Annotated in this window: 14 protein-coding genes, 5 tRNA genes and 1 pseudogene; 15 read left to right on the top strand and 5 right to left on the bottom strand. The window is 33.9% G+C overall.

Going from position 1 to position 24,716, the window contains the following annotated elements; genetic code table 11:
- The first annotated feature begins 54 nt into the window (after window positions 1-54).
- The 10 genes from IDG63_RS13410 to fmtB all read left to right on the top strand — a co-directional run bounded on the left by IDG63_RS13410 (window position 55) and on the right by fmtB (window position 12,460).
- Window positions 55-126 (top strand) — tRNA-Glu (locus tag IDG63_RS13410).
- A gap of 7 nt (window positions 127-133) precedes the next feature.
- Window positions 134-209, top strand: a tRNA-Val gene (locus IDG63_RS13405).
- A 29-nt stretch (window positions 210-238) separates the two neighbouring features.
- Window positions 239-322, top strand: a tRNA-Tyr gene (locus IDG63_RS13400).
- Between the two features lie 9 nt (window positions 323-331).
- Window positions 332-406 (top strand) — tRNA-Gln (locus IDG63_RS13395).
- 3 nt (window positions 407-409) lie between these two features.
- Window positions 410-482 (top strand) — tRNA-Lys (locus IDG63_RS13390).
- 137 nt (window positions 483-619) lie between these two features.
- Window positions 620-1,528, top strand: a complete 909-nt coding sequence (gene rocF, locus IDG63_RS13385; protein WP_086095883.1) for an arginase — start codon at window positions 620-622, stop codon at window positions 1,526-1,528.
- A gap of 188 nt (window positions 1,529-1,716) precedes the next feature.
- A complete protein-coding gene (gene cdaA, locus IDG63_RS13380; protein WP_000347896.1) occupies window positions 1,717-2,526 on the top strand; it encodes a diadenylate cyclase CdaA in 810 nt (269 codons plus the stop codon).
- A gap of 1 nt (window position 2,527) precedes the next feature.
- The gene (locus IDG63_RS13375) at window positions 2,528-3,460 is read left to right on the top strand and encodes a CdaR family protein (RefSeq protein ID WP_000894032.1); all 933 of its coding nucleotides are present in this window, start codon (window positions 2,528-2,530) and stop codon (window positions 3,458-3,460) included.
- Window positions 3,461-3,486: 26 nt separating this feature from the next.
- Window positions 3,487-4,842: a phosphoglucosamine mutase gene (gene glmM, locus IDG63_RS13370; RefSeq protein ID WP_000521495.1), complete on the top strand. Its 1,356-nt coding sequence runs from the start codon at window positions 3,487-3,489 to the stop codon at window positions 4,840-4,842.
- 277 nt (window positions 4,843-5,119) lie between these two features.
- A complete protein-coding gene (gene fmtB / locus IDG63_RS13365) occupies window positions 5,120-12,460 on the top strand; it encodes an LPXTG-anchored DUF1542 repeat protein FmtB (protein WP_001048275.1) in 7,341 nt (2,446 codons plus the stop codon).
- Window positions 12,461-12,778: 318 nt separating this feature from the next.
- On the opposite strand, the gene IDG63_RS13360 is transcribed toward fmtB, so the two are convergent.
- The 4 genes from IDG63_RS13360 to IDG63_RS13345 are packed head-to-tail and all read right to left on the bottom strand — an operon-like array spanning window position 12,779 to window position 18,036.
- Entirely contained in the window at window positions 12,779-13,885 is a 1,107-nt protein-coding gene (locus tag IDG63_RS13360; RefSeq protein ID WP_000648723.1) for a mannitol-1-phosphate 5-dehydrogenase, read from the bottom strand.
- A complete protein-coding gene (locus IDG63_RS13355) occupies window positions 13,885-14,319 on the bottom strand; it encodes a PTS mannitol transporter subunit IIA (RefSeq protein WP_001292149.1) in 435 nt (144 codons plus the stop codon). Before IDG63_RS13355 ends, IDG63_RS13360 begins: the two co-directional genes overlap by 1 nt.
- 11 nt (window positions 14,320-14,330) lie before the next feature.
- The gene (locus tag IDG63_RS13350; RefSeq protein WP_000927338.1) at window positions 14,331-16,463 is read right to left on the bottom strand and encodes a BglG family transcription antiterminator; all 2,133 of its coding nucleotides are present in this window, start codon (window positions 16,461-16,463) and stop codon (window positions 14,331-14,333) included.
- Window positions 16,464-16,497: 34 nt separating this feature from the next.
- The gene (locus tag IDG63_RS13345; RefSeq protein ID WP_000083807.1) at window positions 16,498-18,036 is read right to left on the bottom strand and encodes a PTS mannitol transporter subunit IIBC; all 1,539 of its coding nucleotides are present in this window, start codon (window positions 18,034-18,036) and stop codon (window positions 16,498-16,500) included.
- Window positions 18,037-18,716: 680 nt separating this feature from the next.
- Between IDG63_RS13345 and glmS the strand changes: the two genes are divergently transcribed.
- The 3 genes from glmS (at window position 18,717) to IDG63_RS13330 (ending at window position 22,461) form a co-directional block, all read left to right on the top strand.
- A complete protein-coding gene (gene glmS / locus IDG63_RS13340) occupies window positions 18,717-20,522 on the top strand; it encodes a glutamine--fructose-6-phosphate transaminase (isomerizing) (protein ID WP_000334465.1) in 1,806 nt (601 codons plus the stop codon).
- A 231-nt stretch (window positions 20,523-20,753) separates the two neighbouring features.
- Entirely contained in the window at window positions 20,754-21,536 is a 783-nt protein-coding gene (locus tag IDG63_RS13335; RefSeq protein ID WP_000908174.1) for an ABC transporter ATP-binding protein, read from the top strand.
- 67 nt (window positions 21,537-21,603) lie between these two features.
- Window positions 21,604-22,461 carry an HAD family hydrolase gene (locus IDG63_RS13330; protein ID WP_000370931.1) on the top strand — a complete coding sequence of 286 codons (858 nt, stop codon included), beginning with the start codon at window positions 21,604-21,606 and terminating at the stop codon, window positions 22,459-22,461.
- 658 nt (window positions 22,462-23,119) lie between these two features.
- On the opposite strand, the gene IDG63_RS13325 is transcribed toward IDG63_RS13330, so the two are convergent.
- Entirely contained in the window at window positions 23,120-23,278 is a 159-nt protein-coding gene (locus IDG63_RS13325) for a hypothetical protein (protein WP_001792784.1), read from the bottom strand.
- A gap of 420 nt (window positions 23,279-23,698) precedes the next feature.
- Between IDG63_RS13325 and IDG63_RS14960 the strand changes: the two are divergent.
- Window positions 23,699-23,797 (top strand): annotated as a pseudogene (locus IDG63_RS14960) (recombinase family protein); the annotation flags it as partial.
- A 160-nt stretch (window positions 23,798-23,957) separates the two neighbouring features.
- On the top strand, window positions 23,958-24,062 hold the full coding sequence (locus IDG63_RS13320; RefSeq protein WP_001802298.1) for a hypothetical protein: 105 nt from the start codon (window positions 23,958-23,960) through the stop codon (window positions 24,060-24,062).
- The last annotated feature ends 654 nt before the right edge of the window (window positions 24,063-24,716 follow it).

The following is a 24,716-nucleotide window of genomic DNA, read 5'->3' as shown; positions in this document are numbered from 1 at the left end:
GCTATCGGCTGTTAACCGATCGGTCGTAGGTTCGAGTCCTACCTGTGGAGCCATGGCTCCTTGGTCAAGCGGTTAAGACACCGCCCTTTCACGGCGGTAACACGGGTTCGAGTCCCGTAGGAGTCATTATTTTGGAGAATTAGCTCAGCTGGGAGAGCATCTGCCTTACAAGCAGAGGGTCGGCGGTTCGAACCCGTCATTCTCCACCATTTTGATTATTAAATTATATGAATAAGCTGGAGGGGTAGCGAAGTGGCTAAACGCGGCGGACTGTAAATCCGCTCCTTCGGGTTCGGCAGTTCGAATCTGCCCCCCTCCACCATATATATATTGGGCTATAGCCAAGCGGTAAGGCAACGGACTTTGACTCCGTCACTCGTTGGTTCGAATCCAGCTAGCCCAGCCATTAGAGCCATTAGCTCAGTTGGTAGAGCATCTGACTTTTAATCAGAGGGTCAGAGGTTCGAATCCTCTATGGCTCACTACTTGCACTTTCCATTTTTGGGAAGTGCTTTTTTTTATGAAGTAATAAGATAAACAGATTATATGTGTAGCTATTGCTTGATAATGGTAAGCGCATACATTATTCTTTAATTACATAGAGCAAAGGGGGACGCTTATGACAAAGACAAAAGCAATTGATATTATAGGTGCACCATCAACATTTGGACAAAGAAAATTAGGTGTTGATTTAGGACCAACAGCAATTAGATATGCTGGATTAATTTCAAGATTAAAGCAATTAGACCTTGATGTATATGACAAGGGGGATATTAAGGTACCTGCTGTGAACATTGAAAAATTTCATAGTGAACAAAAAGGATTAAGAAATTATGATGAAATTATAGATGTTAATCAAAAATTAAATAAAGAAGTTTCAGCATCAATTGAAAATAACAGATTTCCTCTAGTTCTTGGTGGAGATCATTCTATTGCGGTAGGTTCAGTATCAGCAATAAGTAAACATTATAATAATTTAGGTGTTATTTGGTATGATGCACATGGTGATTTAAATATACCTGAAGAGTCACCAAGTGGAAATATTCATGGTATGCCTCTAAGGATTTTGACAGGCGAAGGTCCCAAAGAACTTTTAGAATTAAATAGTAATGTAATCAAGCCAGAAAACATCGTACTAATTGGTATGAGAGATTTAGATAAAGGTGAAAGACAATTTATCAAAGATCATAATATTAAAACATTTACTATGTCAGATATTGATAAATTGGGGATAAAGGAAGTAATTGAAAATACAATAGAATATTTGAAGTCACGCAATGTTGATGGCGTTCATTTATCTTTAGGTGTTGATGCTTTAGATCCGCTTGAAACGCCAGGCACTGGTACTAGAGTTTTGGGTGGTCTTAGTTATAGAGAAAGCCATTTTGCATTGGAATTACTGCATCAATCACATTTAATTTCCTCAATGGATTTAGTTGAAGTAAATCCATTGATTGACAGTAATAATCATACTGCTGAACAAGCGGTTTCATTAGTTGGAACATTTTTTGGTGAAACTTTATTATAAATAAATGATTTGTAGTGTATAAAGTATATTTTGCTTTTTGCACTACTTTTTTTAATTCACTAAAATGATTAAGAGTAGTTATAATCTTTAAAATAAATTTTTTCTATTTAAATATATGTTCGTATGACAGTGATGTAAATGATTGGTATAATGGGTATTATGGAAAAATATTACCCGGAGGAGATGTTATGGATTTTTCCAACTTTTTTCAAAACCTCAGTACGTTAAAAATTGTAACGAGTATCCTTGATTTACTGATAGTTTGGTATGTACTTTATCTTCTCATCACAGTCTTTAAGGGAACTAAAGCGATACAATTACTTAAAGGGATATTAGTAATTGTTATTGGTCAGCAGATAAGTATGATATTGAATTTGACTGCAACATCTAAATTATTCGATATCGTTATTCAATGGGGGGTATTAGCTTTAATAGTAATATTCCAACCAGAAATTAGACGTGCGTTAGAACAACTTGGTAGAGGTAGCTTTTTAAAACGCTATACTTCTAATACGTATAGTAAAGATGAAGAGAAATTGATTCAATCGGTTTCAAAGGCTGTGCAATATATGGCTAAAAGACGTATAGGTGCATTAATTGTCTTTGAAAAAGAAACAGGTCTTCAAGATTATATTGAAACAGGTATTGCAATGGATTCAAATATTTCGCAAGAACTTTTAATTAATGTCTTTATACCTAACACACCTTTACATGATGGTGCAATGATTATTCAAGGCACTAAGATTGCAGCAGCAGCAAGTTATTTGCCATTGTCTGATAGTCCTAAGATATCTAAAAGTTTGGGTACAAGACATAGAGCTGCGGTTGGTATTTCAGAAGTATCTGATGCATTTACCGTTATTGTATCTGAAGAAACTGGTGATATTTCGGTAACATTTGATGGAAAATTACGACGAGACATTTCAAACGAAATTTTTGAAGAGTTGCTTGCTGAACATTGGTTTGGCACACGCTTTCAAAAGAAAGGTGTGAAATAATATGCTAGAAAGTAAATGGGGCTTGAGATTTATTGCCTTTCTTTTGGCATTGTTTTTCTTTTTATCTGTTAACAATGTTTTTGGAAATATCTTTAACACTGGTAATCTTGGTCAAAAGTCTAGTAAAACGATTCAAGATGTACCCGTTGAAATTCTTTATAACACTAAAGATTTGCATTTAACAAAAGCGCCTGAAACAGTTAATGTGACTATTTCAGGACCACAATCAAAGATAATAAAAATTGAAAATCCAGAAGATTTAAGAGTAGTGATTGATTTATCAAATGCTAAAGCTGGAAAATATCAAGAGAAGTATCAAGTTAAAGGGTTAGCTGATGACATTCATTATTCTGTAAAACCTAAATTAGCAAATATTACGCTTGAAAACAAAGTAACTAAAAAGATGACAGTTCAACCTGATGTAAGTCAGAGTGATATTGATCCACTTTATAAAATTACAAAGCAAGAAGTTTCACCACAAACAGTTAAAGTAACAGGTGGAGAAGAACAATTGAATGATATCGCTTATTTAAAAGCCACTTTTAAAACTAATAAAAAGATTAATGGTGACACAAAAGATGTCGCAGAAGTAACGGCTTTTGATAAAAAACTGAATAAATTAAATGTATCGATTCAACCTAATGAAGTGAATTTACAAGTTAAAGTAGAGCCTTTTAGCAAAAAGGTTAAAGTAAATGTTAAACAGAAAGGTAGTTTAGCAGATGATAAAGAGTTAAGTTCGATTGATTTAGAAGATAAAGAAATTGAAATCTTCGGTAGTCGAGATGACTTACAAAATATAAGCGAAGTTGATGCAGAAGTAGATTTAGATGGTATTTCAGAATCAACTGAAAAGACTGTAAAAATCAATTTACCAGAACATGTCACTAAAGCACAACCAAGTGAAACGAAGGCTTATATAAATGTAAAATAAATAGCTAAATTAAAGGAGAGTAAACAATGGGAAAATATTTTGGTACAGACGGAGTAAGAGGTGTCGCAAACCAAGAACTAACACCTGAATTGGCATTTAAATTAGGAAGATACGGTGGCTATGTTCTAGCACATAACAAAGGTGAAAAACACCCACGTGTACTTGTAGGTCGCGATACTAGAGTTTCAGGTGAAATGTTAGAATCAGCATTAATAGCTGGTTTGATTTCAATTGGTGCAGAAGTGATGCGATTAGGTATTATTTCAACACCAGGTGTTGCATATTTAACACGCGATATGGGTGCAGAGTTAGGTGTAATGATTTCAGCCTCTCATAATCCAGTTGCAGATAATGGTATTAAATTCTTTGGATCAGATGGTTTTAAACTATCAGATGAACAAGAAAATGAAATTGAAGCATTGTTGGATCAAGAAAACCCAGAATTACCAAGACCAGTTGGCAATGATATTGTACATTATTCAGATTACTTTGAAGGGGCACAAAAATATTTGAGCTATTTAAAATCAACAGTAGATGTTAACTTTGAAGGTTTGAAAATTGTTTTAGATGGTGCAAATGGTTCAACATCATCATTAGCGCCATTCTTATTTGGTGATTTAGAAGCAGATACTGAAACAATTGGATGTAGTCCTGATGGATATAATATCAATGAGAAATGTGGCTCTACACATCCTGAAAAATTAGCAGAAAAAGTTGTTGAAACTGAAAGTGATTTTGGGTTAGCATTTGACGGCGATGGAGACAGAATCATAGCAGTAGATGAGAATGGTCAAATCGTTGACGGTGACCAAATTATGTTTATTATTGGTCAAGAAATGCATAAAAATCAAGAATTGAATAATGACATGATTGTTTCTACTGTTATGAGTAATTTAGGTTTTTACAAAGCGCTTGAACAAGAAGGAATTAAATCTAATAAAACTAAAGTTGGCGACAGATATGTAGTAGAAGAAATGCGTCGCGGTAATTATAACTTAGGTGGAGAACAATCTGGACATATCGTTATGATGGATTACAATACAACTGGTGATGGTTTATTAACTGGTATTCAATTAGCTTCTGTAATAAAAATGACTGGTAAATCACTAAGTGAATTAGCTGGACAAATGAAAAAATATCCACAATCATTAATTAACGTACGCGTAACAGATAAATATCGTGTTGAAGAAAATGTTGACGTTAAAGAAGTTATGACTAAAGTAGAAGTAGAAATGAATGGAGAAGGTCGAATTTTAGTAAGACCTTCTGGAACAGAACCATTAGTTCGTGTCATGGTTGAAGCAGCAACTGATGAAGATGCTGAAAGATTTGCACAACAAATAGCTGATGTGGTTCAAGATAAAATGGGATTAGATAAATAAATACTGTATTACAAATAAGCCGATGCGTATGCATCGGTTTTTTTGTGTTTCTAGAAATAATTTATAGTACAAACGTAAAATGATATAAACAAAATAAAAACAAAGTAATCAATATGTAATATAAAATACACTGGTACTCAATATATAATGATGATAAAATTAATTTTAATTAGATAGAGTTGCTTTGTGTTTTTAACGCAGATGCTACTACTTATCTTAACAGTTGATTAAGTGAAATCATTTAACAGCGAGAATAATCAACCAGGAGGATGACTTAATGAATTTATTCAGACAACAAAAATTTAGTATCAGAAAATTTAATGTCGGTATTTTTTCAGCTTTAATTGCCACTGTTACTTTTATATCTACTAACCCGACAACAGCGTCTGCAGCAGAGCAAAATCAGCCTGCACAAAATCAACCAGCACAACCAGCTGATGCCAATACACAGCCTAACGCAAATGCTGGTGCTCAAGCTAATCCTGCAGCACAGCCAGCAAACCAAGGTGGACAGGCTAATCCAGCAGGAGGAGCAGCACAACCAAATACACAACCAGCTGGACAAGGTAATCAAGCTGATCCGAATAACGCTGCACAAGCACAACCTGGAAATCAAGCAACACCGGCAAATCAAACACAGCCAGCGAATGCTCCAGCAGCAGCGCAACCAGCAGCACCTGTAGCAGCAAACGCACAAACTCAAGATCCAAATGCTAGCAATACTGGTGAAGGCAGTATTAATACGACATTAACATTTGATGATCCTGCCATATCAACAGATGAGAATAGACAGGATCCAACTGTAACTGTTACAGATAAAGTAAATGGTTATTCATTAATTAACAACGGTAAGATTGGTTTCGTTAACTCAGAATTAAGACGAAGCGATATGTTTGATAAGAATAACCCTCAAAACTATCAAGCTAAAGGAAACGTGGCTGCATTAGGTCGTGTGAATGCAAATGATTCTACAGATCATGGTAACTTTAACGGTATTTCAAAAACTGTAAATGTAAAACCAGATTCAGAATTAATTATTAACTTTACTACTATGCAAACGAATAGTAAGCAAGGTGCAACAAATTTAGTTATTAAAGATGCTAAGAAAAATACTGAATTAGCAACTGTAAATGTTGCTAAGACTGGTACTGCACATTTATTTAAAGTACCAACTGATGCTGATCGTTTAGATTTACAATTTATTCCTGACAATACAGCAGTTGCTGATGCTTCAAGAATTACAACAAATAAAGATGGTTATAAATACTATTCATTCATTGATAATGTAGGTCTATTCTCAGGATCACATTTATATGTCAAAAATAGAGATTTAGCACCGAAAGCAACTAACAATAAAGAATATACTATTAATACTGAAATCGGTAACAATGGTAATTTTGGTGCTTCATTAAAAGCAGATCAATTTAAATATGAAGTAACATTACCACAAGGTGTAACTTACGTTAATGATTCATTAACTACAACATTCCCTAATGGTAATGAAGACAGTACAGTATTGAAAAATATGACTGTTAATTATGATCAAAATGCAAATAAAGTTACATTTACAAGCCAAGGTGTGACAACGGCACGTGGTACACACACTAAAGAAGTTTTATTCCCAGATAAATCTTTAAAATTATCATATAAAGTTAATGTTGCGAATATCGATACACCTAAAAATATTGATTTTAATGAAAAATTAACATATCGTACTGCTTCAGATGTTGTAATTAATAATGCGCAACCAGAAGTTACACTAACTGCAGATCCATTTTCAGTAGCGGTTGAAATGAACAAAGATGCGTTGCAACAACAAGTAAACTCACAAGTTGATAATAGTCATTACACAACAGCATCAATTGCAGAATACAATAAACTTAAACAACAAGCAGACACTATTTTAAATGAAGATGCGAATCACGTTGAAACTGCAAATCGTGCATCTCAAGCGGATATTGACGGTTTAGTAACTAAATTACAAGCTGCATTAATTGATAATCAAGCAGCAATTGCTGAATTAGATGCTAAAGCTCAAGAAAAGGTTACAGCAGCACAACAAAGTAAAAAAGTTACGCAAGATGAAGTTGCAGCGCTTGTGACTAAAATTAACAATGATAAAAATAATGCAATCGCAGAAATTAATAAACAAACAACATCACAAGGTGTCACAACTGAAAAAGATAATGGTATCGCAGTGTTAGAACAAGATGTGATTACACCAACAGTTAAACCTCAAGCGAAACAAGATATTATCCAAGCAGTTACAACTCGTAAACAACAAATTAAAAAGTCAAATGCATCATTACAAGATGAAAAAGATGTAGCAAATGATAAAATTGGTAAAATTGAAACAAAGGCAATTAAAGATATTGATGCAGCAACAACAAATGCACAAGTAGAAGCCATTAAAACAAAAGCAATCAATGATATTAATCAAACTGCACCTGCAACAACAGCCAAAGCAGCAGCTCTTGAAGAATTTGATGAAGTTGTACAAGCACAAATTGATCAAGCGCCTTTAAATCCTGATACAACAAATGAAGAAGTAGCGGAAGCTATTGAACGTATTAATGCAGCTAAAGTTTCTGGTGTTAAAGCAATTGAAGCGACAACGACTGCACAAGATTTAGAAAGAGTTAAAAACGAAGAAATCTCAAAAATTGAAAATATTACTGACTCTACGCAAACAAAAATGGATGCCTATAATGAAGTTAAACAAGCTGCAACAGCTAGAAAAGCTCAAAATGCTACAGTTTCAAATGCAACAAATGAAGAAGTAGCAGAAGCTGATGCAGCAGTAGAAGCAGCTCAAAAGCAAGGTTTACATGACATCCAAGTTGTTAAATCAAAACAGGAAGTTGCTGATACAAAATCAAAAGTATTAGATAAAATCAATGCAATTCAAACACAAGCAAAAGTTAAACCTGCAGCTGATACAGAAGTAGAAAACGCATATAATACACGTAAACAAGAAATTCAAAATAGCAATGCTTCAACTACAGAAGAAAAACAAGCAGCATATACAGAATTAGATGCTAAAAAACAAGAAGCAAGAACAAATCTTGATGCTGCAAATACAAACAGTGATGTAACAACAGCTAAAGACAATGGTATTGCTGCAATTAATCAAGTGCAAGCGGCAACAACTAAGAAATCGGATGCTAAAGCGGAAATCGCTCAAAAAGCAAGTGAACGCAAAACTGCAATTGAAGCAATGAATGATTCGACTACTGAAGAACAACAAGCAGCGAAAGACAAAGTTGATCAAGTAGTAGTTACTGCAAACGCTGATATAGATAATGCTGCAGCAAATGCAGATGTAGATAATGCAAAAACTACAAATGAAGCTACAATCGCAGCCATTACACCTGATGCAAATGTTAAACCAACAGCGAAACAAGCAATTGCTGACAAAGTACAAGCACAAGAGACAGCAATTGATGCTAATAATGGTGCAACAACAGAAGAAAAAGAAGCTGCTAAACAACAAGTTCAAACTGAAAAAACGGCTGCTGATGCCGCAATAGATGCAGCTCATTCAAATGTGGAAGTTGAAGCGGCTAAAAATGCAGAAATTGCTAAAATTGAAGCGATTCAGCCAGCAACAACAACTAAAGATAATGCGAAACAAGCAATTGCTACGAAAGCGAATGAACGTAAAACAGCAATCGCTCAAACGCAAGATATTACTGCTGAAGAAATTGCAGCGGCTAATGCGGACGTAGATAATGCTGTGACACAAGCAAATAGCAACATTGAAGCTGCTAATAGTCAAAATGATGTAGACCAAGCGAAAACGACAGGTGAAACTAGTATTGATCAAGTAACACCAACAGTTAATAAAAAAGCAACTGCACGTAATGAAATCACAGCAATTTTAAATAACAAATTGCAAGCAATTCAAGCTACACCAGATGCAACAAATGAAGAAAAACAAGCAGCTGATGCAGAAGCAAATACTGAAAATGGTAAAGCAATTCAAGCCATTGCAGCAGCTACAACAAATGCCGATGTTGATGAAGCGAAAGCTAATGCAGAAGCAGCAATTAATGCGGTAACACCAAAAGTTGTGAAGAAACAAGCGGCTAAAGATGAGATTGATCAATTACAAGCAACGCAAACAAATGTTATCAATAATGATCAGAACGCTACAAATGAAGAAAAAGAAGCAGCTATTCAACAATTAGCAACAGCAGTTACAGACGCGAAAAATAATATTACAGCTGCAACTGATGATAATGGTGTAGATCAGGCGAAAGACGCTGGAAAAAATTCAATTCAAAGCACACAACCAGCAACAGCGGTTAAATCAAATGCTAAAAATGATGTTGATCAAGCTGTGACAACTCAAAATCAAGCAATTGATAATACAACTGGTGCTACAACTGAAGAGAAAAATGCAGCAAAAGATTTAGTTTTAAAAGCTAAAGAAAAAGCGTATCAAGATATCTTAAATGCACAAACAACTAATGATGTTACGCAAATTAAAGATCAAGCAGTTGCTGATATTCAAGGTATTACTGCAGATACAACAATTAAAGATGTTGCGAAAGATGAATTAGCAACAAAAGCAAACGAACAAAAAGCGCTTATTGCACAAACTGCAGATGCGACTACTGAAGAAAAAGAACAAGCAAACCAACAAGTAGACGCACAATTAACACAAGGTAATCAAAATATTGAAAATGCACAGTCAATCGATGATGTAAACACTGCAAAAGATAATGCAATTCAAGCAATTGACCCAATTCAAGCATCAACAGATGTTAAAACGAATGCAAGAGCGGAATTGCTAACTGAAATGCAAAATAAAATAACTGAAATACTTAATAATAATGAGACTACTAATGAAGAAAAAGGTAACGATATTGGACCAGTTAGAGCAGCATATGAAGAAGGTTTAAATAATATTAATGCAGCAACTACTACAGCTGATGTAACTACTGCTAAAGATACAGCAGTACAAAAAGTTCAACAACTTCATGCAAATCCTGTTAAGAAACCAGCAGGTAAAAAAGAATTAGATCAAGCTGCAGCTGATAAGAAAACACAAATAGAACAAACACCAAATGCATCACAACAAGAAATTAATGATGCAAAACAAGAAATTGATACTGAATTAAATCAAGCGAAAACAAATGTCGATCAATCATCAACAAATGAATATGTTGATAATGCAGTTAAAGAAGGAAAAGCTAAAATTAATGCAGTTAAAACATTTAGTGAGTACAAAAAAGATGCTTTAGCTAAAATTGCAGATGCATATAATGCTAAAGTAAACGAAGCGGATAACTCTAACGCATCGACTTCAAGTGAAATTGCTGAAGCGAAACAAAAACTTGCTGAATTAAAACAAACTGCGGATCAAAATGTTAATCAAGCTACTTCTAAAGATGACATTGAAGTTCAAATTCATAATGACTTAGATAATATTAACGATTACACAATTCCAACAGGTAAAAAAGAATCAGCTACAACAGATTTATATGCTTATGCAGATCAGAAGAAAAATAATATTTCAGCTGACACTAATGCAACACAAGATGAAAAGCAACAAGCAATTAAGCAAGTTGACCAAAATGTTCAAACTGCATTAGAAAGCATTAATAATGGTGTGGATAATGGTGACGTTGATGATGCATTAACACAAGGTAAAGCAGCAATTGATGCTATTCAAGTAGATGCTACTGTTAAACCTAAAGCGAACCAAGCTATTGAAGTTAAAGCAGAAGATACGAAAGAATCTATTGATCAAAGTGACCAGTTAACTGCTGAAGAAAAAACTGAAGCATTAGCAATGATTAAACAAATTACAGATCAAGCTAAACAAGGTATTACTGATGCAACAACAACTGCTGAAGTTGAAAAAGCGAAAGCTCAAGGACTTGAAGCATTTGATAACATTCAAATCGACTCAACAGAAAAACAAAAAGCTATCGAAGAATTAGAAACTGCACTAGACCAGATTGAAGCAGGTGTAAATGTCGACGCTGATGCTACAACTGAAGAAAAAGAAGCGTTTACGAATGCTTTAGAAGACATTTTATCAAAAGCAACTGAAGATATTTCTGATCAAACTACAAATGCAGAAATCGCTACTGTCAAAAATAGTGCGCTTGAACAACTTAAAGCACAACGTATTAATCCAGTAGTTAAGAAAAATGCTTTGGAAGCAATTAGAGAAGTGGTTAACAAGCAAATAGAAATAATTAAAAATGCAGATGCAGATGCATCGGCGAAAGAAATTGCACGTACAGATTTAGGTAGATATTTTGACAGATTTGCTGATAAATTAGATAAAACACAAACAAATACAGAGGTTGCTGAATTACAAAATGTAACGATACCTGCAATTGAAGCGATTGTGCCTCAGAATGATCCAGATGCTAATGATACTAATAATGGTACAGATAATAATGATGCAACAGCAAATTCAAATGCTAATGCAACACCAGAAAACACTGGACAACCTAACGTATCTGAGACGACAGATAATGGCAAAGCAGACGCTTCTCCGACAACACCAAATAATAGTGATGCGGCAACAGGTGAAACAACAGTAACATCAGCAACTGATGATGCAAAGGATAAACCGCAAGCTAATAACAATTCTAGTGCAGATGCATCAACAAACAGTCCGACAATGGATAACGATGTAACTAGTAAACCAAAAGTAGAATCAACTAATAACGGCACAACTGATAAACCTGTAACAGAAACAGATAATGCAACGCCAGCAGAAAGCACAACAAATAACAATAGTACAACTACAGCAACAAACGAGAATGCACCAACAGGATCAACAACGACGGCTCCAACAACTGCGAGCACAGAAGCAGCATCATCTGCTGATAGTAAAGATAATGCATCTGTAAATGATTCAAAACAAAATGCTGAAGTAAATAATAGTGCTGAATCTCAATCAACTAATGGCAAGGTTGCACAACCAAAATCTGAAAATAAAGCTAAGGCAGAAAAAGATGGTAGAGATTCAACAAATCAAAGTATGGTTGAATCAACAACTGAAACATTGCCTTCAGCAGACATAACAGAACCAAATGTACCTTCTAATACATCAAAAGATAAAGAGGAAAGTACGTCAAATCAAACTGATGCAGGACAACCTAAGTCTGAAACTAACGTTGCATCTAACGAAGCAGATAAATCGCCAAGCAAAGCTGATACTGAAGTTTCGAATAAACCATCAACATCTGCATCTTCTGAAGCAAAAGATAAAATGACTTCAACTAATGTTAGCCAAAAAGATGATACGGCAACAGCAGATACTAATGATACGCAAACATCAGTTGGCCCAGATGCAAACAATAAAGCTATGCAAAATGGTGGTGCAAATGCATCTTCAGCAACAGTTTCTAATGGTAGTCATAGTATGCATCAAGATATGCTTAAAGTAACTAACACTGACGACCACCAAGCTAAGACAAAATCAGCTCAACAAGGAAAAGTTAATAAGCCTAAACAACAAGCTAAAACTTTACCAGATACTGGTATGTCACATAATGACGATTTACCATATGCTGAATTAGCTCTAGGTGCAGGTATGGCATTCTTAATTAGAAGATTCACTAAGAAAGACCAACAAACTGAAGAATAAAATTTATTCAAGAATGTGAACATCTAGTTATTTCATAGGGAAATATTCCTTACTAAGTAACCAAGTCTAACAGTTAATATGAATTTGTTTTAGTAATGACCAATAGCCATCGAATAGGTGGCTGTGGCTCGAAAATAAAACAAATTATTAACGCAAAAATACTCCTTTCATACATAACACAAGTTAAGTGTCTATGTTGAAGGGAGTATTTTTTATGTTCAGAAATTTAATATTGTTAATTCAACGGAACTACTACATTATTACTGATTGTTAACGAATAACGTTGGAAACTTCTTGTTTCAAACAAAGCTCAATAAATTATGAAAGTGAATTGTACGCTTCAATTATTTCATCGGCTAAGCCATCGTCAACTTTAGCATATTCACTTAAAAACGCTTTTAAACCGTGTTCTTTAATGTAATTATTTTTCTCAACAGTTTCTTGGTCTGCTGTATCATCATACTTCAATAACAATGCAGCTGTATTTAATAAACCAGTGCGTTCTAAATCTTTATTATAAAGATATGTTAATGGTTTTATAATTCTATCTTTAGGGCCAATTTTACGTAACGTACCTCGTCCGACACGTGTCACTTCATCAGATAAATAAGAATTGTTGAAACGGTCTATTATTTTTTCAACATAACCAGCTTGTTCCGCTTCAGTAAAATCAAATTCATTAGTAATATATTGACTTGTTTCAGCTAAAACACGGCGTAAGCCAGCTTCAATTGAACTATCTTTTACAGCGTCTAATACGGTAGCTTTACCTGCAAATTTACCAGCATACGCTAAATATGCATGTCCTGTATTCACAGTTAATAATTTACGCTCAATATATGGTGTTAAATCATCAACATATTTAATATGGTTTAGTTCTGGACCATACCATGCATCTTTTTCAACAACCCATTCGTAAAATGGCTCAACCATAACGTCTAATATATTTTCATTCTTTTGTAATGGTACAATTCTATCAACTGCTGAGTTAGCAAAATGAATATTGTTACCAAGAGGGCCAGTAATATCAAGTACTGCTTTTTTCAATGTATCAGTTGCCATAATAGCATTCTCACAAGCAACAATATTAACATGGTTTGTTTTTTCTTTTAAGAAAGGCGCAAAAGATTTAGCAATAATAGGTAGTATATTAACACCAACAGCTGTTGTAATAATATCTGCTTCTAAAATTGCTTGTTTCAACGCTTCAGAAGGTTGCATTGAATTAATTGCATCAACATTATTCACGCGCGTCGTTGTTTTAGACTCATCAGCTAAAATAACATCGTATTGATGATCATGAGCTAAAGCATTAATGATTTCTTCATTGACGTCTGCAAATGTTACTTTAACATTGTTGTCTGCAAGAATATAACCAATGAAACCACGACCTATGTTACCAGCACCAAAGTGAACTGCTTTCATTATGCATCTGCCTCCTCGAATACTTGTTTAATTTCTTCTGCAGATTTTGCTTGAACGATACGATCCACATTTTCTTCTTCGCTAAATGTAATTGCAATTTTAGATAACAAGTCTAAATGTTCGCCATCTTTACCAGCGATTCCCACGACAACTTTAACTACTTCGCCATCCCAGTCAACACCTTCAGGGATTTGTAATAATGTTAAACCTGAGTGAATCACATTTGTTTTAGCTTCATCTGTGCCATGAGGAATTGCTAAGCCATTTCCCATAAATGTTGATACGACTTGCTCACGATCTTTCATTGCTTGAATATAAGCATCTGTTACAGCACCACTATCAACTAAGGCTTTACCTGCTTTTTCAATTGCTTCATTTTGGCTGTTAACATTTACATTTAAAAAGATATTGTCATTACTAAATAATTCGCTCATTTTGTACACTCCTAAATAAATTGTTTTTTAATTCGTTCTAAAAATTTGTTTCTTAATAATGTTTCAAGTTCCTGTGGATTTTCCATAAAAGTATCAATAGATTCTAATTTCAAACTTAAAAATTCGGACAAGTCACTTACCAGTGATGCCATAAAATCATTGTCAGGAATAAACATGGAAATCATATATTTAATTGTTTGATTGTCATTTTGAATACTAGGCAATATTAACGGTTCTTCTAAAACTGTGATTAGAATCATAGGGTGTTTAATCATATTGTCTCTTAGGTGTGGTATTGCAACAGGATATGGACTTAATATCCATCCTGGATTGTCAATCAATCGTTGCTCTAGTAGTTCAGCGAATGACGTTGGATCGTTTATTACATCGCATTGATATAGATAATCTGCGATATATGTTTGCCACTGTTTAACTTCGGTACTAACTATTTTCACTGAATCAAGCAAAGTTAAACCCGAACGCATATGATGCATTAATTGTTCTGATTTTTCGTCACTTAAATGTTTTTCGAAAACTGAAGTTAAGTATGAAGTTTGTTCATTTTCAAAAGATGTGTTGCCATCAATATCTTTCGTTTCAACATGAACATCATCCTTATCAATCATGTTTGATGATTTATCATGCGTCTCTTGGAACGTAGACTTTGTATTTAAAAACTGTGCGACATAACTGATATCACTATCTGGTAATAATGGGTTTACCGTTAAATAGGGGGAGTCGATGTCTAAATTCACAGTAGAAATAATGCCATCATATTGACTTAAATCTAGTGACTTCAAATCGCTGACTGATGCTTGTGTAATACGCTCAATCTCACTAAAAACTTGCTCTAGACGAGTTGATAATAGACGACTAGTTCCCATACCACTGCTGCAAACGACTAATATGTTTAAAAATCGATTACCTTGGTTTTTAATCGAGCCACCAAAGTGTAAAACTATAAAAGCAATTTCACTCTCTGGAAAAATCAAATCAGGCCAACAATCATTTAAAGCTAATCTTACATTTTCAAATAGTCTTGGATATTTGAACTTAATCATGTCTGTTAACGGATTATAGGTCTCGATATTAGCTTGCAAACGATTGATTGCAGGATTAAGGTGTAGCGTCAGTCCATCTACTAAAGTATCCAAATCCGCAAATGTCATACCTGAAATCATTTCTACTTTGTTAACAAACGCTTTAATTTTGTTTTCTTCACAACGATTATTTAATGATGTATCATTAAGATTTTTTCGTTTAGCTCCACGTAAATGGATAGTAATGAAAGCAATTTCTGCCTGATTAAACGTGACGTCATATATTTGACCAAGTTTATCAGCAAGTTCGCTTGCTACTTTGTGTTCAAATGTGTTTTGTACAGAATCATAAATATCATCGTTTAATGCGACATACTCTCCATTTTTTATACGTGAAATGGATAGCACGATATGGACAGTTAAAGTTAAATAACTTGATTCGGTAAGTTGGTAGGGTAAGGCACTTAGGTAGTCCATTAATAGTCTTTCAACATTAAAAATACGCTCTAAGTCAACAAAGTCTTTGTGGATTTGATTTAATGAATGAAAGACAAAATGATTTTCAATTACTGAATAAACGCTAGTACTATTTAAGTTATTCACCATTAATTGACTTAAAAATTCACGTTTCTTTGATTCAGTACCTACCAAGTAAATGCCTTCGCCACGCTTTCGAGATAAAGATAGTTGGTACTTATTTAAATCAAGCTCTAAATCATCTAACATCTTTGCTAAAGTCTGGACAGAAACGCCAATTTCTTGAGCTAAACTATATTGTTTAACTGGCTCCTTGGCTTGTATCAAAGCGTATATAATAATTACTTTCTGCTCTTCAACAGATAAGTCAATGGTTTGATGTTGTGCAATCGATTGCTTCAAATCGTTTAAATCAGAATCTGCGCCAGCAATGCGTAGCCCTTTTTTGTTTGCGCGTTCTAAAGTTAATGAAAATGAAGTTAAATATGCTTCAACACCTTTTAATTCACGGTGAATAGTACGAGAGGACACCGCAAGTTGCTGAGCAATGTCGTGTATAGTGATATATTGACCGTGGTACTTAATCAATAGGGCTATCATTTCTTTTTCACGTGTACTCAATAACATGGCGGTATCCTCCATTTTTTAATTTATTTAATTATTATGCTTGATCATCTTTTTTTAGATTATTTAAAAGTTCTTCATATCTTGGTGAATTAAGGAAATTATCCACTGAAATATGGATGGCATTTGGTGTTTGTTTAATAGCACGATCAGTTAGTTTTTTCTGAGTGATAACTAATTGAGCATCTTTTGGCAATTGATTAATCGCAGTATTTGTAACTGTAATATCATTAATGCCCGCCTTTTTAAATTTATTACGTAACATGCTTGCACCCATTGCACTAGAACCCATACCCGCATCGCAGGCAAAAATAACATGATTTATATTATTGTAATTGTGTGCATCAACATCTTCAGTGTTGTAATTATCCAATAGCGCTTCAGGATCATCATCTGATGAAGATGTTTCACTAACATTACCACTAGCATTTTCTTCTGTATTAACATTTTTATCAGAAGATACTAACTTAGAAGCAACGCTTGATTTTTTCCCTTTAGTATTTTCCATTTGAGCTGTCGCAGCTTCTAAATCCTGCTTTGGTTCTCTAGTGAACTTCATAATTAAAGCAGCTACAACGAATGATACAAGTGCAGCAAGGAAGACACCGAGTAACATGTGCAAGAATTCACCTCTAGGTGCATTTAAACAGTAAACTATAAATGAACCTGGTGACGCGGGACTTTTAAATCCAAATCCTGTTGCTTGATAAGTTGCAACACCAGTCATTCCACCTAAAATAACAGCGATAAATAATAAAGGACGCATTAATACATATGGGAAATAAATTTCATGAATACCACCTAAGAAGTGGATAATTCCAGCACCATATGACGTTGCTTTTGCAGTGCCTTTTCCAAAAATCATATAAGCAAGTAAGATACCTAAACCTGGTCCAGGGTTAGATTCAATTGTGTATAAAATTGATTGACCAGCTTTTGCAGCTTGATCTGCACCAAGCGGTGTGAATACACCATGGTTAATCGCATTGTTTAAAAATACAATTTTTGCAGGCTCTACTAAAATACTTACAAGTGGAAGTAGGTGTGCATGTACTAATGCTTCAACTGCCACTGATAAAATATGCATAATAAATTTCATAAGTGGTGCTAAAATTTTAAATCCTGCAATCGTCATGATAAATCCTAAAATACCAGCAGAAAAGTTATTAAATAACATTTCAAAACCTTGCGGCGTTCTAGGTTGAATCAATTGGTCGGTCTTCTTCATTAACCAACCAACAAGTGGACCCATAATCATTGCACCAAGTAACATTGGTGTATCAGGTAATGCAACGATGACCCCCATAGTTGCTGTTGCTGCGATGATACCACCACGTAAATCATAAATTAAACGACCACCACTAAATGCGATCAATAATGGGATTAAATAAGTAATCATTGGTCCTGCTAAAGTAGCTAAATCTTTGTTAGGTAACCATCCATTATCTATAAAAATGGCCGCGATAAAACCCCAAGCGATGAAAGCGCCAATGTTTGGCATGATCATACTACTTAAGAATGATCCAAATGCTTGAACACGACGACCAATTCCTTTTTTCTCTTCAGTTTGTGACATATTTACACCTCTTTTTTAATATATGTGACTATATATAGTGTATAGAGACGTTACTTGTTACTCAATATAAACAAAAATCAACTTTGTCAAAACAAATGTGACAAAATTAAATAAAGTGTCATCAATGTGACAGTATAGATATTTTGAAAAAGTAAAACAAAAAAATTGTTTTAGGATTTTTAAAATTTTATTGTGAAAATATTTGCAAAACAAAACAACACCGTTGTACAATAATGATTAATGGAAAGGGGGAAAGTTCGGCAGTACAGTTAAAGCGCCTGTGCAAATAAATATTTGTATTTGAAGATTAAAGGTTAATATATGAGTGGCCTTTATAGAGTGCAATATATGTATTTGTAGACGAGGAGGATAGTGATCGAATAGATCGGCGGATGCTATCCCGGATGTGGCTCATTCGTTAGCTTATTAAGTAAAACATTAGGGTGACTTAATGGACAAAGTTAATAAGATCGCCAGAAATTGAATATAAAAAATATTAATATGGAAAGTACAGTGTGAGCAATTTGTATAGTTGTAAAAATAACTATGCTTAATTTGTTATGGATGAATGCGATGATAGCATGTTCCTATTTATATTATGAAAGCAGATTGTCAATCTAAATTATCGGCAATAAATCATAATTTACGCTTACTATTCCAATATGGAGGAAAATGTCGTTATGTGTGGAATTGTTGGTTATATTGGCTATGATAATGCCAAAGAATTATTATTAAAAGGTTTAGAAAAATTAGAATACAGAGGTTATGACTCTGCAGGTATCGCAGTAGTAAATGATGATAATACAACTGTATTTAAAGAAAAAGGTCGTATTGCAGAATTACGTAAAGTTGCTGATAGTAGCGATTTTGATGGACCTGTTGGAATCGGTCACACACGTTGGGCAACACACGGTGTACCGAATCATGAAAACTCTCATCCACATCAATCATCAAATGGCCGTTTTACTCTAGTTCATAACGGTGTTATTGAAAACTATGAAGAGTTAAAAGGTGAATACTTACAAGGTGTATCATTCATTTCAGAAACAGATACAGAAGTTATCGTTCAATTAGTTGAATACTTTTCAAATCAAGGACTTTCAACTGAAGAAGCATTTACAAAAGTTGTGTCATTATTACATGGTTCATATGCATTAGGTTTATTAGATGCTGAAGACAAAGACACAATCTATGTTGCTAAAAATAAATCACCATTATTATTAGGTGTTGGTGAAGGTTTCAATGTTATCGCATCAGACGCACTTGCAATGTTACAAGTGACAAGCGAATATAAAGAAATCCATGACCATGAAATCGTTATTGTTAAAAAAGATGAAGTTATTATTAAAGATGCAGATGGAAACGTTGTAGAACGTGATTCATATATTGCTGAAATTGATGCATCAGATGCTGAAAAAGGTGTTTATGCACACTACATGTTAAAAGAAATTCATGAACAACCAGCAGTAATGCGTCGTATTATTCAAGAATATCAAGATGCAGAAGGTAACTTGAAAATTGATCAAGACATCATCAATGATGTTAAAGAAGCAGACCGCATTTACGTTATTGCAGCAGGTACAAGCTACCATGCAGGTTTAGTAGGTAAAGAATTTTTAGAAAAATGGGCTGGCGTACCAACTGAAGTACACGTTGCATCAGAGTTTGTCTACAACATGCCATTATTATCTGAAAAACCATTGTTCGTTTATATTTCTCAATCAGGTGAAACTGCAGATAGCCGCGCCGTATTAGTTGAAACTAATAAATTAGGTCATAAATCATTAACAATCACTAATGTTGCAGGTTCAACTTTATCACGTGAAGCAGACCACACATTGTTATTACACGCGGGTCCTGAAATCGCAGTTGCATCTACAAAAGCATATACTGCACAAATTGCAGTATTATCAATCTTGTCTCAAATCGTTGCAAAAGAGCATGGTCGTGAAGCAGATATTGATTTATTGAGAGAATTAGCAAAAGTAACAACAGCAATAGAAGCAATTGTTGACGATGCACCAATTATGGAACAAATTGCTACAGATTTCTTAGAAACAACACGCAATGCATTCTTTATCGGACGTACTATTGACTATAACGTAAGTTTAGAAGGTGCGTTAAAACTTAAAGAAATTTCTTACATTCAAGCAGAAGGTTTTGCTGGTGGAGAACTTAAACATGGTACAATTGCCTTAATCGAAGAAGGTACACCAGTTGTAGGTTTAGCAACACAAGAGAAAGTTAATTTATCAATTCGTGGTAACGTTAAAGAGGTAGTAGCACGTGGTGCACATCCATGTATTATTTCTATGGAGGGTCTTGAAAAAGAAGGCGACACTTATGTCATTCCTCATGTACATGAATTGTTAACGCCATTAGTATCAGTGGTTGCATTACAATTAATTTCATACTATGCAGCATTACACAGAGATTTAGATGTTGATAAACCACGTAACCTTGCTAAATCAGTTACTGTGGAATAATTCACTTTTTTAGAATCAATCATGTATTAAAATTAAAGTATATGGCACCCTTTTAGATTAATCGACTAGAAGGGTGCTTTTTTAGGTCGACTTAGCTTTTACTTCATCTTAATTTGGCAGAAATGCGTAAAAATGAAGTGTTTTATTTATTTAAATAGTCTGACAATTAAGGGTGTTATGTTAATATGATTTTATGAGAAGTATGGAGTAGCAATAAAGGGGTGACCTCGCATGTTAATTCAATTAGATCAAATTGGGCGAATTAAGCAAGGAAAAACAATTTTAAAAAAGATTTCTTGGCAAATTGCTAAAGGTGATAAATGGATATTATATGGGTTGAATGGTGCTGGCAAGACAACACTTCTAAATATTTTAAATGCGTATGAGCCTGCAACATCTGGAACTGTTAACCTTTTCGGTAAAATGCCAGGCAAGGTAGGGTATTCTGCAGAGACTGTACGACAACATATAGGTTTTGTATCTCATAGTTTACTGGAAAAGTTTCAAGAGGGTGAAAGAGTAATCGATGTGGTGATAAGCGGTGCTTTTAAATCAATTGGTGTTTATCAAGATATTGATGAAGAAGTACGTAATGAAGCACATCAATTACTTAAATTAGTTGGAATGTCTGCTAAAGCGCAACAATATATTGGTTATTTATCTACAGGTGAAAAACAACGAGTGATGATTGCGCGAGCTTTAATGGGGCAACCCCAGGTTTTAATTTTAGATGAGCCAGCAGCTGGTTTAGACTTTATTGCACGAGAATCGTTGTTAAGTATACTTGACTCATTGTCAGATTCATTTCCAACGCTTGCGATGATTTATGTGACGCACTTTATTGAAGAAATTACTGGTAACTTTACTAAAATTTTGCTATTAAAAGATGGGGAAAGTGTACAACAAGGATTAATAGATGATATTTTGACATCTGAAAACATGTCACGATTTTTCCAGAAAAATGTAGCAGTTCAAAGATGGAATAATCGATTTTCTATGGCAATGTTAGAGTAAATATTTTGCAAATACTAACTAATAATGACAAAATTTAATTAAGATAAAATGGACAGTGGAGGGCAATATGGATAACGTAAAAGCAATATTTTTGGACATGGATGGAACAATTTTACATGAAAATAATCAAGCATCAACGTATACGAAAGATGTCATTAATCAATTGAGAGAGAAAGGATATAAAGTATTTTTAGCAACAGGACGTTCGCATTCTGAAATACATCAACTTGTACCTCAAGATTTTGCGGTTAATGGCATCATTAGTTCAAATGGAACAATTGGAGAAGTAGATGGAGAAATTATCTTCAAGCATGGTTTATCATTGGCTCAAGTGCAACAAATTACTAATTTAGCTAAGCGCCAACAAATTTATTATGAGGTATTTCCTTTTGAAGGTAATAGAGTTTCTTTAAAAGAAGATGAAACATGGATGCGAGATATGATTCGTAGTCAAGATCCTATTAATGGCGTAAGTTATAGTGAATGGTCTTCAAGACAAGATGCGCTTGCTGGTAAGATAGATTGGGTAACTAAGTTTCCTGAAGGTGAATATTCAAAAATTTATCTATTCAGTTCTAATTTAGAAAAAATAACAGCATTTAGAGATGAATTAAAGCAAAATCATGTGCAACTACAGATTAGTGTTTCAAATTCATCAAGATTTAATGCGGAAACAATGGCTTATCAAACTGATAAAGGCACTGGTATTAAAGAAATGATTGAACACTTTGGCATTCATCAAGATGAAACTTTAGTTATTGGAGATAGTGATAACGACAGAGCAATGTTTGAATTTGGTCATTATACAGTTGCTATGAAAAATGCACGTCCTGAAATACAAGCATTAACTTCAGATGTAACGGCATACACGAATGAAGAAGATGGCGCAGCAAAATATTTAGCAAAACATTTTTTAGCTGATTAATAACATCGGCAGTTATTTATTATTTAATTTACAATAGTTGAAGAGTAATTTACAAAGGAGCAGTAAAGTTATTTTCTATTAGAAAATGTCTTACTGCTCCTTTGTATGCTAGTAATCCAGATACTAGTGTTATTTCTTCTTTTTGTCTTTCTTCTCCATATATGGAATGAAGAAAATCACAAATAGGGCACAGAGTATAGCTACAATTGAACCGTATGTCATATTAGCATCACCTTTTATATGGTTTATGCATTTAAGTATACTATAACAACTACCGTTATTTTAAGTAGGGGTGTATTTGCGTTAGAGCCCCTAACAACTCCAAAATCGCATTTGTGATTTTGGGATAATCAAACATTTCATTCCATAAGTAAGATATGTTTCACTTTATATGAGTTTTTTACATTCACATTCTGTAGTGGTTGTAAGAAAATTTTTTCTTTCTCTTAGGCAGTAATAGGCAATTTACCTGTACTAGTATGAACTTAGTAGTTAAATCGTTCATTAAGATTAAAAAAACTTAGGAATCTCTTCCAAATGCAATTCGTCTTGGTAAGCATTAATTTCATCTAATATTTTTGTTATTGATTCAACTTTATCTTTTTCTAGGGAGGCCGGAAATACAAGGTTTTACTTGAAATTTAAAACCATCAGCGAATTATTTAAATCTACGATTTATTCGACCACTTGTACTTTCTTTTCTTGGCTTATACATGACTATTTTCAAGTTATCCGTTACAAGTTCATTATATACACCTTCTATTAGCTCAAACGATTGTGTTAATGAATTAAATAAGGCATCACTTGATTTACTCATTGTTATGCATGATTATAAAACGAGAATAATAAAGTAGTAGCACACCTATATATAGTGGAATCCTTTGATTATCTTTCGTTTTAAAGTTAATGCTTTCTTTCCAGTCAAACTGTGCTTGATGATCAGGTTTTGTCTCGAATCTTGTTGTATCTTTAGGCGACATCTATTGATAACATTTCATAATATAAGGAGTAAATTCATCATGTTTAAGTATATAAGCTCTAAATGTATAATATGCACAGGTTAATCCATGTTTTTCCTTCGAATATTGCCAAAGTATACGCTTATAGTAAAATTTTTGTTCACTAGTGTCTGAAAGTAATTTTTCGAGGATAGGATAATACTTATCAATAATAGACTGACGATTTCTCTTTCAAAGTTTTCATTTTTCAATGTCTATTTTGAAGGGAGCATATCAGCCGAAAAGGTTGGTGCTCTTCTTTATCAGAGAATAAAAAATGAGAAATTAAATTTTTATATGATGAACAAACGATAACAGGGGAAGAAATAGCTAGTTAGACAAGGGTATGTCACTCAACTGTTTATCGAGTTGATTAAGAAATGAAAAAACTTATACTATGAATTACTGTTTAAAAGTGTGCATGTTATAATATTTATTGAGCAAGTTGGATAGATGGTGGCTAATCTCTTAATAAAGGGGTGATGCCTATGGTTATAGTTGTTACTCCTAGAAAGGACTAGCATGTCTGATTTTGAAATGCTGATGGTTGTATTAACAATCATTGGTTTAGTATTGATTAGTACTCAAGACCATAAAAAATAACCTTCTATTCGCTTTGACCGGCATTTTGAAGGCTATTTTTAAATAAAATATAAGGTCACCGTCTTTTTAACGGGCTCATTAGGGTAACATGTTTCCGAGTGTTGCCCTTTTTGTGTTTCAAGAGTTAAAGATTTTCATCTTTTGCTTCTACTTACTACAAATATATTTTAACACATTTTTCTTATGAATTGTAGTTCTGAACATAATCAGAATTAATAAAACCAACTTTCCATACAGCAGAAAATACAATTAAAAGTATAGAATGTAATCACGAATTATATAAAAAGTATTGGAGACCTCTTCATATATAGATAATTCACTTAGTTATTTTAGAAAGAAGCCCCTAACAACTAAAGTTGAAAAATAGAGGAACACAGTTGGATGCTGCGCATCAACTGCATAAGAGCCCCTAACAACTAAAGTTGAAAAGTAGGAGCGCCTGCGCTAAGCGCATGCATAAGAGCCCCTAACAACTAAAGTTGAAAAATAGAGGAATACAGTTGGATGCTACGCATCAACTGCATAAGAGAGGCTGGGACATAAATCCCTAAAAAAACAGCAGTAAGATAATTTTCAATTAGAAAATATCTTACTGCTGTTCTCTATTTATACAATACTTCGTATTGAATGGCTTCGCTTTCCTAGGGTGCCGTC

It is taken from the genome of Staphylococcus sp. EG-SA-14, from assembly GCF_017151935.1.
GTDB lineage: Bacteria > Bacillota > Bacilli > Staphylococcales > Staphylococcaceae > Staphylococcus > Staphylococcus aureus.
Note: the sequence above shows the minus strand (reverse complement) of the source record. Positions and strands in the feature narration are given on the sequence as shown.